At 71.2% G+C, this 12,287-nt stretch carries 13 protein-coding genes; 4 read left to right on the top strand and 9 right to left on the bottom strand.

Translation table 11 applies throughout. The features are described from left to right. Nucleotides 1-87: 87 nt before the first annotated feature. From ACWDR4_RS29045 to ACWDR4_RS29035, 3 genes are read left to right on the top strand one after another with little or no spacing between them, the layout of a single operon-like run. A complete protein-coding gene (locus ACWDR4_RS29045; protein WP_450413048.1) occupies nt 88-1,224 on the top strand; it encodes an acyl-CoA dehydrogenase family protein in 1,137 nt (378 codons plus the stop codon). Between the two features lie 28 nt (nt 1,225-1,252). Then, nucleotides 1,253-2,017: an SDR family NAD(P)-dependent oxidoreductase gene (locus ACWDR4_RS29040; RefSeq protein WP_450413047.1), complete on the top strand. Its 765-nt coding sequence runs from the start codon at nt 1,253-1,255 to the stop codon at nt 2,015-2,017. Nucleotides 2,018-2,030: 13 nt separating this feature from the next. Further along, nucleotides 2,031-2,798: an SDR family NAD(P)-dependent oxidoreductase gene (locus ACWDR4_RS29035; RefSeq protein WP_450413046.1), complete on the top strand. Its 768-nt coding sequence runs from the start codon at nt 2,031-2,033 to the stop codon at nt 2,796-2,798. A gap of 80 nt (nt 2,799-2,878) precedes the next feature. On the opposite strand, the gene ACWDR4_RS29030 is transcribed toward ACWDR4_RS29035, so the two are convergent. The 9 genes from ACWDR4_RS29030 to mftA all read right to left on the bottom strand — a co-directional run bounded on the left by ACWDR4_RS29030 (nt 2,879) and on the right by mftA (nt 10,678). Further along, the gene (locus ACWDR4_RS29030) at nt 2,879-3,511 is read right to left on the bottom strand and encodes a hypothetical protein (protein WP_450413045.1); all 633 of its coding nucleotides are present in this window, start codon (nt 3,509-3,511) and stop codon (nt 2,879-2,881) included. A 146-nt stretch (nt 3,512-3,657) separates the two neighbouring features. Further along, a complete protein-coding gene (locus tag ACWDR4_RS29025; protein ID WP_450413044.1) occupies nt 3,658-4,230 on the bottom strand; it encodes a flavin reductase family protein in 573 nt (190 codons plus the stop codon). Continuing rightward, complete coding sequence (locus ACWDR4_RS29020; RefSeq protein ID WP_450413043.1) at nt 4,227-5,408, bottom strand: hydroxylase; 1,182 nt, start codon at nt 5,406-5,408, stop codon at nt 4,227-4,229. The genes ACWDR4_RS29025 and ACWDR4_RS29020 overlap by 4 nt, the downstream gene beginning before the upstream one ends. 123 nt (nt 5,409-5,531) lie before the next feature. Further along, on the bottom strand, nt 5,532-6,929 hold the full coding sequence (mftF, locus tag ACWDR4_RS29015; protein ID WP_450413042.1) for a mycofactocin biosynthesis glycosyltransferase MftF: 1,398 nt from the start codon (nt 6,927-6,929) through the stop codon (nt 5,532-5,534). 127 nt (nt 6,930-7,056) lie between these two features. Continuing rightward, nucleotides 7,057-7,788 (bottom strand): mycofactocin biosynthesis peptidyl-dipeptidase MftE, encoded by a 732-nt coding sequence (gene mftE, locus ACWDR4_RS29010; RefSeq protein WP_450413041.1) that lies wholly within the window; start codon nt 7,786-7,788, stop codon nt 7,057-7,059. A 2-nt stretch (nt 7,789-7,790) separates the two neighbouring features. Continuing rightward, a complete protein-coding gene (gene mftD, locus ACWDR4_RS29005; RefSeq protein ID WP_450413040.1) occupies nt 7,791-9,002 on the bottom strand; it encodes a pre-mycofactocin synthase MftD in 1,212 nt (403 codons plus the stop codon). Then, nucleotides 8,995-10,239: a mycofactocin radical SAM maturase gene (gene mftC, locus ACWDR4_RS29000; protein WP_450413039.1), complete on the bottom strand. Its 1,245-nt coding sequence runs from the start codon at nt 10,237-10,239 to the stop codon at nt 8,995-8,997. The genes mftD and mftC overlap by 8 nt, the downstream gene beginning before the upstream one ends. Beyond that, nucleotides 10,236-10,532 carry a mycofactocin biosynthesis chaperone MftB gene (gene mftB, locus ACWDR4_RS28995; RefSeq protein ID WP_450413038.1) on the bottom strand — a complete coding sequence of 99 codons (297 nt, stop codon included), beginning with the start codon at nt 10,530-10,532 and terminating at the stop codon, nt 10,236-10,238. Before mftB ends, mftC begins: the two co-directional genes overlap by 4 nt. Nucleotides 10,533-10,540: 8 nt before the next feature. Then, the gene (gene mftA / locus ACWDR4_RS28990) at nt 10,541-10,678 is read right to left on the bottom strand and encodes a mycofactocin precursor MftA (protein ID WP_450413037.1); all 138 of its coding nucleotides are present in this window, start codon (nt 10,676-10,678) and stop codon (nt 10,541-10,543) included. A 43-nt stretch (nt 10,679-10,721) separates the two neighbouring features. On the opposite strand from mftA, the gene mftG reads away from it, so the two are divergent. Further along, nucleotides 10,722-12,281: a mycofactocin dehydrogenase MftG gene (gene mftG / locus ACWDR4_RS28985; RefSeq protein ID WP_450413036.1), complete on the top strand. Its 1,560-nt coding sequence runs from the start codon at nt 10,722-10,724 to the stop codon at nt 12,279-12,281. Nucleotides 12,282-12,287: the final 6 nt, after the last annotated feature.

The following is a 12,287-nucleotide window of genomic DNA, read 5'->3' as shown; positions in this document are numbered from 1 at the left end:
ACAGGCCACCCAGGAATTCAGCCCACCATCAGCCATTCATCAGCAGATCGCCTCGACCCAACCCCTAAAAGAGGATACCTTGTTCGGGTGAACTTCCAGCTCAGCGAGGAGCAGGGCATGTTGCGCGAAGCCTCGCGCGACCTGCTGTCGGACCGGGCCCCGATCGAGCACGTACGGGCGTGGATGGACCGCGACGGAGACGACGGGGACGTCGACCCCGAGGTGTGGCGGCTGACCGCCGATCTCGGCTGGCCCGGGCTCGGGCTGCCCGAGGAGTACGGCGGCAGCGGCCAGGGTCTGGTGGAACTGGCGCTCGTCGCCGAGGAGATGGGGCGTGCCCTCGGGCGGGGGCCGTTCGCGCCCACCGCGATCGTCGGCCGGGCACTCACCGCCACGGGCTCGCCCGGCCTGCGGTCCGAGGTGCTGCCCGAGCTGGCCGCCGGATCGGCCTGGGCCACCTGGGCGTTCGCCGAACCGCGGGCCCCCTGGTCCCTCGACGGTGTCCGTGCCACCGCCCGCGTCGACGGGGGCGCGTTCGTCCTCGACGGCGTGAAGACGGCCGTACAGGACGCCGGTGGTGCCCGCTGGCTCCTCGTCACCGCACTGCACGACGGCGTTCCGGCGTCGTTCCTCGTCGAACGTGCCGCCCCGGGTGTCACCGTCCGGCGCCAGCGGACCCTCGATCCGACACGCGCGTTCCACGAGGTCCGCCTCGACGGCGTACACGTCCCGGACGACCGCCGCCTCGGCGCCGGGCCCGGCGGGATCCAGCGGCTGCTCGACGAGGCGTCGGTGCTGCGGTGTGCCGACGCGCTCGGGGTGATGCGGCGTCTGCTGGAGCTGACCGTCGAACACACCACGACCCGCGTGCAGTTCGGGCAGCCGATCGGCGCCTTCCAGGCCGTCAAGCACTCCGCCGCCGACATGGCACTCCTCGTGCACGGCGCCCACGCCGCCACCCACTACGCGGCGATGGCCGCCGACGCGGACACCGACGACGCGGCCCGCGCGGCCTGTGCCGCCGCCTCGTACGTCTCGGCGGGCGCCGGCGAGGTCGCGGCCCGGGCGCTCCAACTGCACGGCGGCATCGGCTTCACCTGGGAGCACGACCTGCACCTCTTTCTGCGCCGCGCCAGGGCCGACAGCGTGCTGTACGGCGACGCGGCCGTCCACCGCGACCGGCTGTGCACGCTCCTGCGCCCGTCCCCCACAGCCGACTCCTGAGCCGCTGAAGAGACCCGAAAGGTTCCCCATGGAGATCAAGGGCAAGAAGGCCGTGGTGTTCGGCGGCGCGTCCGGCATGGGCCGGGCCACCGCCGAGCTGCTCGCGGCGCGTGGTGCCGAGGTTGCCGTACTCGACCGTCCGGCGTCGGCGGGCGCCGAGGTCGCCGGCGCGCTCGGCGGGAGTTTCCATCCCGTCGACGTGACCGACTTCGAGGCCACGGAAAGCGCGTTGGGCGCCGCCGTGGAAGCCCTGGGCGGGCTGCATGTGTCAGTCACGACGGCGGGCGGCGGCAGCGTACGGCGCACGCTCGGCAAGGACGGGCCGCACGATCTGGAGACCTTCCGCCGGGTGCTCGACCTCAACGCCGTCGCCACCTTCAACATCAGCCGGCTGGCCGCCGCGCACATGAGCCGCAACGAGCCCGAGGAGCCGGACGGCGAGCGGGGCGTCATCGTCAACACGTCGTCGATCGCCGCCTTCGAGGGGCAGATCGGCCAGGTCGCCTACTCGGCCGCCAAGGCGGCGATCGCCGGGATGAGCCTCACCATGGCCCGCGATCTCGGCTCGCTCGGCATCCGCGTCGTCGCCATCGCGCCCAGCCTGTTCGAGACGGGCGCCACCGAGAAGATCCCCGCCGACGTACGGGCCGCGCTGGTCAAGGACGCCGCGTTCCCCCGGCGCCTGGGCCGCCCCGAGGAGTACGCCAAGCTCGCGCTCGCCGTCGTCGACAACCCGATGCTGAACGGCCAGTGCCTGCGTCTCGACGCGGGCCAGCGGTTCGGCCCGAAGTGAGGTCGAGAACCTGATGCCGGACATCTCTCAAGACGCCGAACACCAGGGCAAGGTCGCCCTGATCACCGGCGGCGGCCGGGGCTTCGGCAAGGCGTTCGGGGAGGCCCTGTCGGCCCTCGGCGCGCATGTCGTGCTCGCCGACATCGACGGCGCCGCCGCCACCGAGACGGCCGCCGAACTCACCGCGAAGGGCCTCGGCGCGACCGGGGTCACCTGTGACGTCGCCGACGAGGACGAGGTCGGCGCGGTCGTGAACGGGATCGTCGAACGCCACGGCGGGCTGGACATCCTGGTGAACAACGCCGGCCTGCACGCCGCCTACAACAAGCCGTTCACCGAACTTGGCCTGGCCAAGGTGCGGCGGGTCCTCGACGTCAACGTCATGGGCACCGTCATCTGCACACTCGCGGCCCAGCAGGCCATGCGGGGCCGGCCCGGCGCCTCCATCGTCAACATCTCGTCGTCGGCGGCGTACGCGAACCGCAGCATCTACGGCGTGTCCAAGCTGGCCGTACGGGGCCTGACGGTGTCGTTCGCGCGGGAGTTCGCCGCCGACGGCATCCGGGTCAACGCGATCGCACCGGGCCTGATCTTCACCGACGCCGTACGGGCCCAACTGTCCACAGCCGAGGCCGAACGCGTCCTCGGCGAGCAGATCCTGCCGCAGGAGGGCCGGGAGCAGGACATCGTCGAGGCGCTGCTGTACCTGGTCTCGTCGAAGGCGTCCTTCGTCACCGGCGAGACGCTGCGCGTGACGGGCGGATTCGCGCTCTCGGTCTAGTCCCCTCCGACACAACACGCCTGTGGCCCCACGACATTGGTCGCGGGGCCACAGCTTTTCCGGCCGTTCCAGTCGTCTTCCTACACGGTCACCGGTTCGTTCGCCGGCTTGTCGGCCAGCTCCTTCTCCTCGTCCGTGATCGCTTTCAGCAGCACATACGGTGTGGCGATCTTCCACACGGCGTACGCGACCGAGGGGATGATGTTCGCGAGAAGTCCGTTCCAGGCGAGCGGCCCGTCCTGGTTGAGGAAGACGAAGGCGCCCGGGATGAGCGTCACTCCCAGCACGATGCTGAGCCAGCCGTACCAGCGCGGGAAGAGCGGTTTCGCCCGGGTGTGGTCGATGAACGCGGCGTATCCGATCGACCAGACCTGGAGGACGAAGATGCAGGCGTTGCCCACGAACATGAGCCAGAAGGTGTCGACCATGGCGGTCAGGACGTCGACGGAGTGGGCTTCCGGCCGGTAGGCCGCGGCGGCGAGGATCGCGAGCGGGAAGAAGAACCCGATCGGCGCCACCACGCCCGTGGTGAGCTGGATCATGGACAGCAGTCCCCAGCCGCCCTCGACCCGGCGCAGCTGCATGCTCGTCACGACGACGTACGGGTACTCGAACGGGACGAGCAGAACCATCAGGGCGACGCAGGTGAGGATCCCCGTGCGGTTGTCCTTGAGGAAGGCGACGACGTCATCGGGGCTCTCCGTCGGGCTCATCGGCGGAATGAGATGGCCGACGGAGTACGCGACGAGGAATCCCACAAAGAGGAGGACGCCACACCACGCCGAAACTCTCTGAAGTCTTATATGGAGGTCTTTCTTCATTGCGGCTCCCTTGTGTGCCGACCGGTTTCCACCGGTGTCTACCGACCGATCTCGTCCCAGCCGACGAGCCTGTCCATGAGCACGCTCGTGCTCGACAGGTAGTCGCCGTATCCGCTCCGGAAGAACAGCAGCGGGGTCTTCATCGACTCGACGCGCAGGTCCCGGACCCGCCCGACGACCAACAGGTGATCGCCGATCTCGACGACCTGTTCCACCGTGCAGTCGACCCAGGCGACGATCCCGTCCAGCACGGGATTGCCCAGGTCCGACGCCTGCCACGGGGCACCCTCGAACCGTTGCCCGGCCGGACCCGTCGCCAACTGCCGCGACAGCCGTTCCTGGTTGCCCGCCAGCGCGTTCGCGCAGAAGCGTCCCGCGGCCCTGATCGTCCGCAGGGTCGTGGAGGAGCGGTCCGCCAGGAAGGACACCAGGGGCGGGTCCAGCGACACCGAGGTGAAGGTACCGACGACCATCCCGTGCGGCCGTTCCTCGCCGTCCGTGGTGGTGATCGCGACCACGCTCGTCGGGAAGTTGCCCAGTACGTCACGGAATTGGCGCCCGTCGATCGCGTGCGCGTCCGCCGTACGGGAGTGCGTCGCGCCCTCGCTCATATCAGGATGCGCATCGACTCGGGCAGTTCGAGCCCCATCTGGGCCAGGGCGTTCGCGTGATAGGCCGAGCCGGGGACGTGGATCATGTGCCCCAGTCCCGCGTGCGCGTCCCGCCAGAACCGCTGCATCGGGTTGCTGCGCCGCATCGCGTTCCCGCCGGACCGCGCGAAGATCTCGTCCAGGGCGGAGACGGCCCGCCACGCACAGCGGACCTGATTCCGTCGTACGTTCGCCCGGTCCTCGATGGTGATGGGCTTGCCGGCCTCGACCTGGTCGTACAACCGACTGATGCCGTCGATCAGTTGCACCCGGGAGGCGGCGATCTCCGCCGCGGCCTCGCCGGCTGCGTAGAGCACGTACGGGTCGTCGCGCACCTGGACGCCGGTCACGGCGACGCGGTCCTTCTGCTGGGACAGGTGCAGGTCGAGGGCGCCCTCGCAGATGCCGATGACCGCCGCGGTGATCCCGAGCGGGAACATCGAGCTGAAGGGCAGCTTGTACAGGGTGTCGGTGAGCCCGACCGCCTCGGCGGCGGCGCCGTCCTGGACCGCCTCCTGCTTGATGACGCGGTGTTCGGGAATGAACGCCTTGTCGACGACGACGTCCTTGCTGCCGGTGCCCGAGAGCCCGACCACGTCCCAGGTGCCGTCGATGATCTCGTAGTCCGAGCGGGGAAGTACGACGTGCAGCACCGTGATGGGACCGGCGGGCTTCCCCTTTCCGTCCCCGAGCAACGCGCCGAGGAAGTCCCAGCCGCAGTGGTCGCTGCCCGAGGAGAACGGCCAGCGTCCGCTGAGGACATAGCCGCCCTCCACCGGCTCGGCGATGCCGTTGGGCATGTAGGGCGAGGCGATCCAGGTGTCCGGGTTGTCGTCCCAGACCTCGTGGGCGATACGGGGATCCATCTGGGCCATCTCCCAGGGGTGCACCCCGACGACGCCGCTCACCCAGCCCGCGGCACCGTCGTACCGGGCGACCGCCATCACCGCTTCGGCGAAGTCCCTGGGATGGGCACCGAATCCGCCGAACTCCTTGGGCTGCAGAAGCCGGATGACCCCTGCGGACTTGAGCAGTTCGACGGTCCGGTCGCTCAGCTTGCCGAGTGACTCGTTCTCGTCGGCGAGTGCGGCCAGTTCGGAACCCAGCTCTTCGACACGACCGACCACTTCATGCGTCACGCCGCACACCTCCTGGTGACTGATCCATCGCATGCGCCGCGCGTCCCGGCGGCGGGATGTCCTCAGTGTCGTGATACGGCCCAGGGCCCGCTGCGCGGTTTCCGCTGACCGGGACTGTCCTCGTCAGCGGGTGACGCGGGGTCGCAACGCCGCTGTGGAGCGGCCTTTGAGGGCGGAGAGCCACACGCCGGCGCCGTAGGCGAGGTCATCGAGGCGGCGGGCGACGCCGTACCGAAGAGGGTCCAGCGAGTCGTCCCCGCGCCGGTACTCAAGTGCGATATCGGCCAAGGCTGCGACCGCTGTGGCCCGGCGTATCCGGCGGGACACCACACAGCCGACGGCGGTGAGCGGCCACCAGTGCCGGGTGAGCAGCGCGGAGGTCTGCGCCAGGGTGGCGACAGCACCGTTGCCCGCGAGCGGCACGGCCAGCCGGTACGGATGCCGGGTGCCGTCGAACTTACGGCCGATCCGCACGACGACGACCCCGAGGACGGCCCCCGCGACCGGCGCCGACCAGCGCCGTTGGGCGAGCAGCGCGGCGGCGAACACCGCACTCCAGGGCGCGAACACGGCCGGCGCGATGTTCTCGGGGTGCCGTAGGGCGAGCGGCTGCGCCCCGGTCCCGTACACGGCCTTGCGCACGAACCAGTCCCCCAGCCGCGCCCGGTGCTCGTGCGAAGCCCGGACGGCGGGCTCGTACCGCACCCGCAGCCCCGCCCCGACCAGCCGCCAGCACAGGTCGACGTCCTCCCCGACCCGCATGCCCTCGTCGAACCCGCCCACGTCCCGCAGGGCGTCAACTCGGGCCACCGCACAGGCAGTCGGCGCCCAGGAGACGGGCGTACCGGGGCGCACCGGGGCCGGGTGGGCACCGAGATCGAGGGAGGACCGGGTGTTCTCGTACCGCTCGATCCAGGTCGTGGCGGCGCCGGTCAGCCCGGTGATGCGGGGTACGGCCATGGCGACCCTGGGGTCGGCGAAGTGCCGGAGCAGGGTCGGCACCGTGTCGGGGTCCAGCACGATGTCGGAGTCGGCGAAGACCACGTACGGGGTGTTCACGAGTCGGAGCCCGGCGTTGCGCGCACCGGCGGGTCCGACGTTCGTGTCCAGGACGACCAGCCGGGCCCCGTACCGGGCGGCGACGGCCGCCACGGACGCCGGCTGCCGCGAGGCGTCGTCGACCACGATCACGGGATGGCCGACGCCAACACTGCCCAGCAGCCGCTCCAGTTGACGCGGACGGTCACGGACCGGGATCACGACCGTGTACCGGGAATCGGGCGGTACGGGAAGCGATCGGACGACGGGATGGGCCATACCGCAGTCGACCAACCGGTCCGCGAGAAGCGCACTCGCCGCGTCCCGCACGGGAACCGTCCGCCCGACAAGGAGCTTGCGGGCGCGGGGCGTCAACCGCAGCAGCCGGGTCGGAAACCCACCGACGAGGGCACGGCCTCCGTCGACGACCCGGGTGTGCCGGTCGAACGCAACGACGACGCCTGCACCGACGGGAAGCGTCATCGGCGTACGGCCCCGGATTGCCGGGCCGGGCCCGTACGCCGACCACGGCCACCGACGATCCACCGGCCCACGTCCGACAACACCCTCACGCACCTCGCCGCCGGAGACCCGCTGCCGAAGGGAAGCCTCATCGGCGCACCATCCCGGACCGCCGGGCAGGATCGGCAAGGCGCCCCTGGCCGTCAACCGTCCACGCGCTGATCCGCCGGACGGTGGCCAACACCATCGCGTCCATCGTCTGACGGCCCTCCTCCGCCGAGGCTCCTGCCGGATCGCCGAGGACGCCGGAGGGCGAGAGTGCGCGGACTCCGTGGGCCATGAGGTCCGGGAGGAGGTCGGGCAGGGGGCGCGTGTCACCGGCGACGGCGGCGTCGAGCCGTACGTGCTCCGGAGCCAGGTGCAGCATCAGGGAGGTCTCTGTGCGGCCGGCGTGGGCGTCGCCGCCGGGTGTCTCGCAGGCGGTCCAGGCGATGTCGTGGCCCTCGGCACGGAGTTGACCGAGGGCCGTGTCGAGAGTGGCGGTGTTGCCGCCGTGGCCGTTGACGAACACGATGCGGCCCGCCCACAGGGAGAGGGAGCGGGTCAGTTCCACAACCACCGCGCGCAGCGCCTCGTGCCCGATCGAGACGGTGCCCGGGAAGTGCGCGTGCTCGCCGCTGGCGCCGTAGGCGATCGGCGGTGCCACCCAGGACTCGGGCAGGGCATCCGCCGTGCGCTGTACGACGGCACGCGCGACGACGGTGTCGGTGTCGAGCGGCAGATGCGGGCCGTGCTGCTCGGTGGACCCGACGGGGACGAGGACCAGCGCGCCGGACGGTACGGCGGGCCAGACGGCGTCGGCCAGGACGTGCGGCGCCATGGTCAGACGACCGGGGCAGCCGGGGCGGCCGGTACGTCCCCGCCGCCCAGGGTCAGCGGGAAGCCGGGCGGTATCACCAGGTCCTCGGGCGACAGTTCGTGGACGGAGGAGTGGCCGAGGCCCAGTACGGCCGAGTCGAGGCCGCCGCGCAGGATGTCGAGCACGTTCTCCACGCCGGCCTGTCCGTTGGCGGCCAGGCCCCACAGGTAAGCGCGGCCGATGAGCACCGCACGAGCGCCGAGGGCGAGGGCCTTCGCGACGTCGCTGCCGCGTCGGACGCCGCCGTCCAGGAGGACTTCGACCTGGTCGCCTACCGCCTCCGCGACGGAGGGGAGCACGCGGATCGTGGCCGGGGTGGTGTCCAGGTTGTTCCCACCGTGGTTGGACACGGACAGGGCCGTCACCCCGGCGTCGACCGCCCGTCTGGCGTCGTCGACCCTGGTCACACCCTTGAGCAGGAAGGGGCCGCCCCACTCGGCGCGCAGCCACTTGACGTCGTCCCAGGTCGGCGGCGCGGTCTGCATCCACTCGCCGTAGGCGCCGAAGAAGGTGGGCGACTGACCGCCAGGGGCCCGCAGGTTGGGCACGCTGAGGTCGGGGAGGCTGCCGGACCGGGCGTACTGCCAGAGCCACCCGGGCCGGGGCAGCACATCGGGGGCGAACCGCAGGGCGGTCCGGAGGTCGAGCTTCTCCGGTATGGAAGGGCTCCCCCAGTCGCGGCCGTGGGAGAACGACCAGTCCAGGGTGACGATGAGGGCCTTGGCGCCGGCCGCCCTGGCCCGGTCCATCCGCTGGACCATCGTGTCGCGGGTGCCGCTCCAGTACAGCTGGTAGAAGAGGTCCGGCTGGGCGTCGGAGACCTCCTCCACCGGCTTGCTCGCGAACGAGCTGAGACTCATGATGACGCCCCGGTTCGCGGCGGCCCGGGCGACGGCCACCTCCCCGTCCGGGTGCACCGCCTGCACCCCGGTCGGCGAGATGAGCACGGGCAGCGCGGTGGGCACGCCCAGAACGGTCGTCGACAGGTCGCGCTCGGCGTGGTGGCCGACGACCCGTGGGGCGAGGCCCAGTTCGGCGAAGGCCGCGAGGTTGGCGTCGATGGTACGACCGCGCTCGGAGCCCGCCACGAGCGCGCCGTAGACCGACCTCGGCAGCCGCTTCCTGGCCCGGCGCTGCGCCTCGGCGACCGTCTCGAACCAGGGGTTCCTAGGCATGTGCCGTGTCCTTTCCGGTGGGCGTCAGGTCCAGCCCGGCGAGCGGGTGTTCGGCGCAGTCGCTGACGGGAGGCCTCACCCGTTGCTCGACTGCTTCTCGACGGGTGAGGACGAGGTCCACCGTCGTCCTGCTCCTGCGGGAATGGTCCCCGGACGGCTTGGGCACCCGAGTCCCGTCACCACGCCGGGCCAGCAGTTGCTCGCCGTATCCCTGGACGCACTCGGGGTCGGGCCCGTCCAGCGGCAGCCCGGTGAAGAACTTGGCGGCCATGCAGCCACCCTTGCAGGTGTCGTAGAACGCGCAGGAGGCACAGGCCCCGCCGTGCTGCGGGGTCCGCAGCCGCCGGAACAGCTCGGAGTCGCGCCAGACTCCCGAAAAGCCCCCCGGCGTACGGACGTTGCCCGCGAGGAACTCGTCGTGGATGGCGAACGGGCAGGCGTACACGTCACCGACGGGGTCGATCAGACAGACGACGCGTCCGGCACCGCACAGGTTGAGACCGGGCAACGCCTCGCCGTACGCGGAGAGATGGAAGAAGGAGTCCCCGGTCAGCACGTTCTCGCCGTGGGCCAACAGCCAGTCGTACAGCTCGCGTTGCTGCGCGGCCGTCGGATGCAGCTCGTCCCAGACGTCGGCGCCGCGTCCGGAGGGCCGCAGCCGGGTCAGACGCAGTTGGGCGCCGAAGCGGTCGGCGAGGGCCTTGAAGTCGTCCAGCTGCGGGATGTTGTGCCGGGTGCAGACCACGGAGATCTTGAAGTTGCGCATTCCGGCGGCGGCGAGATTCTCCAGCGCACGCAGGGCCGTCGCGTACGAACCGGCCCCGCGTACCGCGTCGTTGACGTCGGCGGTCGCGCCGTCGAGGGAGATCTGGACGTCGACGTAGTCGTTGCTGGCGAGGCGCGCGGCGGCGTCGGGGGTGATGCGGACGCCGTTGGTGGAGAACTTCACGCCCACGTGGTGCGCCGTGGCGTAGTCCAGGAGTTCCCAGAAGTCGGCGCGGACGGTCGGTTCGCCGCCGCCGATGTTGACGTAGAAGACCTGCATGGCCTCCAGTTCGTCGATGACGGCCTTGGCCTCGGCCGTGCTCAGCTCACGCGGGTCGCGCCGGCCGGAGCTGGACAGACAGTGGGCGCAGGCCAGGTTGCAGGCGTAGGTCAGCTCCCAGGTGAGGCAGATCGGCGCGTCGAGCCCGTGCTCGAACAGGTCGACCAGCGGCGGTGCCGTGGGCGCGGTCATGGGGTCCTTCCGACGACCATCGATGACTGGACGAGAACGGCCAACGCCCGCCCGTAGCGCGGGAGTTCGTTCTCACCGAGGCCCGCGGCCAGACAGGCGGCGCGGGCCGTGGGCGCGTGGGCGAGGGCCTGCACCACGGCCAGCAGCCTGCGGTCCTTGAGGAACGAGAGCTTGCGGGTGCCGAAGTGGTAGAGCAGCGCACCGAAGGGTTCGGGGCGCACGGAGACCTGCGGATGCAGGTCCCAGGCACGGTCGAGGTCCATGGCGGTCGTCGCGGAGTCCGTCGTGGTCATGGCGGGGCCTAGTAGACGCCGCACATGCCGTCGATGGAGACCTCTTCGATCAGGTCGTCCGCCTCGATCAGTGACTGTTCGTCCGCGTTCTCCTCGTCCTGGATCTCGGTGGCCGGGACGGGCGAGGTGGCGTGAAGCTGGCTCATGCGACTCTCCTTGGCAACGCTCCCATCGGACCCCTGGAGACTAATGGCACCAAGTGCCGAAAGTGAAGAGGCCGTACGACTGCACCCCGATGTCATCGTGATAGGGGCCGGCGGCAGCGGCGCGGCACTCGCGGCCCGACTCACCGAGGACCCCGAACGGACCGTGCTGGTACTGGAGTCCGGCCCCGTGCCACAGCAACTCTCGTCGTTCCCACCGGAGTTCCTGGACGCCCGGCTCGTGCCCGGCGCCCAGCCCGGAAACCCCGCGGTCCAGCCGTACCCCGCGCACCTCACACCCCACCGGCCGTACACGGTCGTCCGGGGCCGCTTCCTAGGCGGCTCCACCACCGTCAACGGCGGGTACTTCGTCCGGGCCCGGCGCGAGGACTTCGACCGGTGGTCGGCGGCGGGCGGCGCGGCCTGGTCGTACGACGGCGTACTGCCCTTCCTCCAGGCTCTGGAGACCGACCTCGACCACGGCGCCGACGAGCTGCACGGGGCGGGCGGCCCGATCCGGGTCCGGCGTACGGATCTACGGCACCCCGCCGCCGTCGCGTTCCGGGAGGCGGCCCACCACCTGGGCTTCCCCCCGGAGCCCGACAAGAACGCCCAGCAAGCACCGGGGTTCGGCCCGGTCCCCTGCAACACGGTCGACGGAGTACGCCTCAACACCGGCGTCAGCTATCTGCTGCCGGCGCTGGACCGGCCCAACTTGACGGTGAGGGGCGGCAGTACGGTCCACCGGATCATCGTGGAGCACGGCAGGGCGACCGGCGTGATCGTCGAGCGCGACGGACACCGCGAGACCGTGAACTGCGGCGAAGTCGTCCTGTGCGCCGGGGCGTTGCGCTCCCCGCAGCTGCTGCACCTCTCGGGCATCGGACCGCGCGACGACCTCGACCGCCTCGGCATCCCGGTCATCAGGGACGCACCCGCCGTCGGGGTCCGGTTCGGCGATCACCCCCAGGTCGTCCTGGAGTGGACGCCCCGCTCGCCCCTCCCCGAACCGGCCGACTCCTGGCTCGGCGGCGCCCTGCACCTGCCGTCGTCGGACGGCGCCCACCCGGACGGCGACCTGGAGATCCTTCAGTCGCTAGTCCCCCTCCCCGGCCTGACCGGCGGCACGGTGACCGTCCCGGGCGAGCCGCTCGCCCCCCTCGCATTCCTGGTGTCGGTCCAGTCCCCCACCCTCGGGGGCCGCATGCGCACCCGGTCCACCGACCCGGCCGTACCTCCGCGCCTCGACTACAACTACCTACGAACCCCCGAGGACAGCCGCCGAATGCGCGAGGCGATCCGCACGACCGCCGCGCTGCTCACCACCCCCGCCTTCGACAAGGTGTCCGCAGGACTGATCGAGTCGCTCCCCGAGACGCTGGACGACGACCGCTCACTCGACACCTGGATCCACACCCACCTGGGCACGTCCCACCACACCTGCGCGACGGTCCCGATGGGCCCCGCGGTCGACCCCCACGGCAGGGTCCACGGCGTACGCGCCCTACGGGTCGCGGACACATCGATCCTGCCGTCAGCTCCCCTGCGCGGCCCGGCGGCGACCGCGGTCCTCATAGGCGAACTGATCGCAGCCGCGATGCGGTGAACTCCG

The sequence above is a fragment of the Streptomyces sp. NPDC000878 genome, from assembly GCF_053599695.1.
The sequence above is the reverse complement of the archived record's forward strand: the minus strand, read 5'-3'. Positions and strand labels throughout refer to the sequence as shown.

What these genes read in the sequence shown, in the direction of transcription:
- mftC (WP_450413039.1), bottom strand. Translation starts at nt 10,239, where the DNA reads ATGACCGCGCCCACGGCACCGCCGCTGGTCGACCTGTTCGAGCACGGG.
- ACWDR4_RS29040 (WP_450413047.1), top strand. Translation starts at nt 1,253, where the DNA reads ATGGAGATCAAGGGCAAGAAGGCCGTGGTGTTCGGCGGCGCGTCCGGC.
- mftD (WP_450413040.1), bottom strand. Translation starts at nt 9,002, where the DNA reads ATGCCTAGGAACCCCTGGTTCGAGACGGTCGCCGAGGCGCAGCGCCGG.
- mftB (WP_450413038.1), bottom strand. Translation starts at nt 10,532, where the DNA reads ATGACCACGACGGACTCCGCGACGACCGCCATGGACCTCGACCGTGCC.
- mftG (WP_450413036.1), top strand. Translation starts at nt 10,722, where the DNA reads ATGGCACCAAGTGCCGAAAGTGAAGAGGCCGTACGACTGCACCCCGAT.
- ACWDR4_RS29030 (WP_450413045.1), bottom strand. Translation starts at nt 3,511, where the DNA reads ATGAGCCCGACGGAGAGCCCCGATGACGTCGTCGCCTTCCTCAAGGAC.
- mftE (WP_450413041.1), bottom strand. Translation starts at nt 7,788, where the DNA reads ATGGCGCCGCACGTCCTGGCCGACGCCGTCTGGCCCGCCGTACCGTCC.
- ACWDR4_RS29035 (WP_450413046.1), top strand. Translation starts at nt 2,031, where the DNA reads ATGCCGGACATCTCTCAAGACGCCGAACACCAGGGCAAGGTCGCCCTG.
- ACWDR4_RS29025 (WP_450413044.1), bottom strand. Translation starts at nt 4,230, where the DNA reads ATGAGCGAGGGCGCGACGCACTCCCGTACGGCGGACGCGCACGCGATC.
- mftA (WP_450413037.1), bottom strand. Translation starts at nt 10,678, where the DNA reads ATGAGCCAGCTTCACGCCACCTCGCCCGTCCCGGCCACCGAGATCCAG.
- mftF (WP_450413042.1), bottom strand. Translation starts at nt 6,929, where the DNA reads ATGACGCTTCCCGTCGGTGCAGGCGTCGTCGTTGCGTTCGACCGGCAC.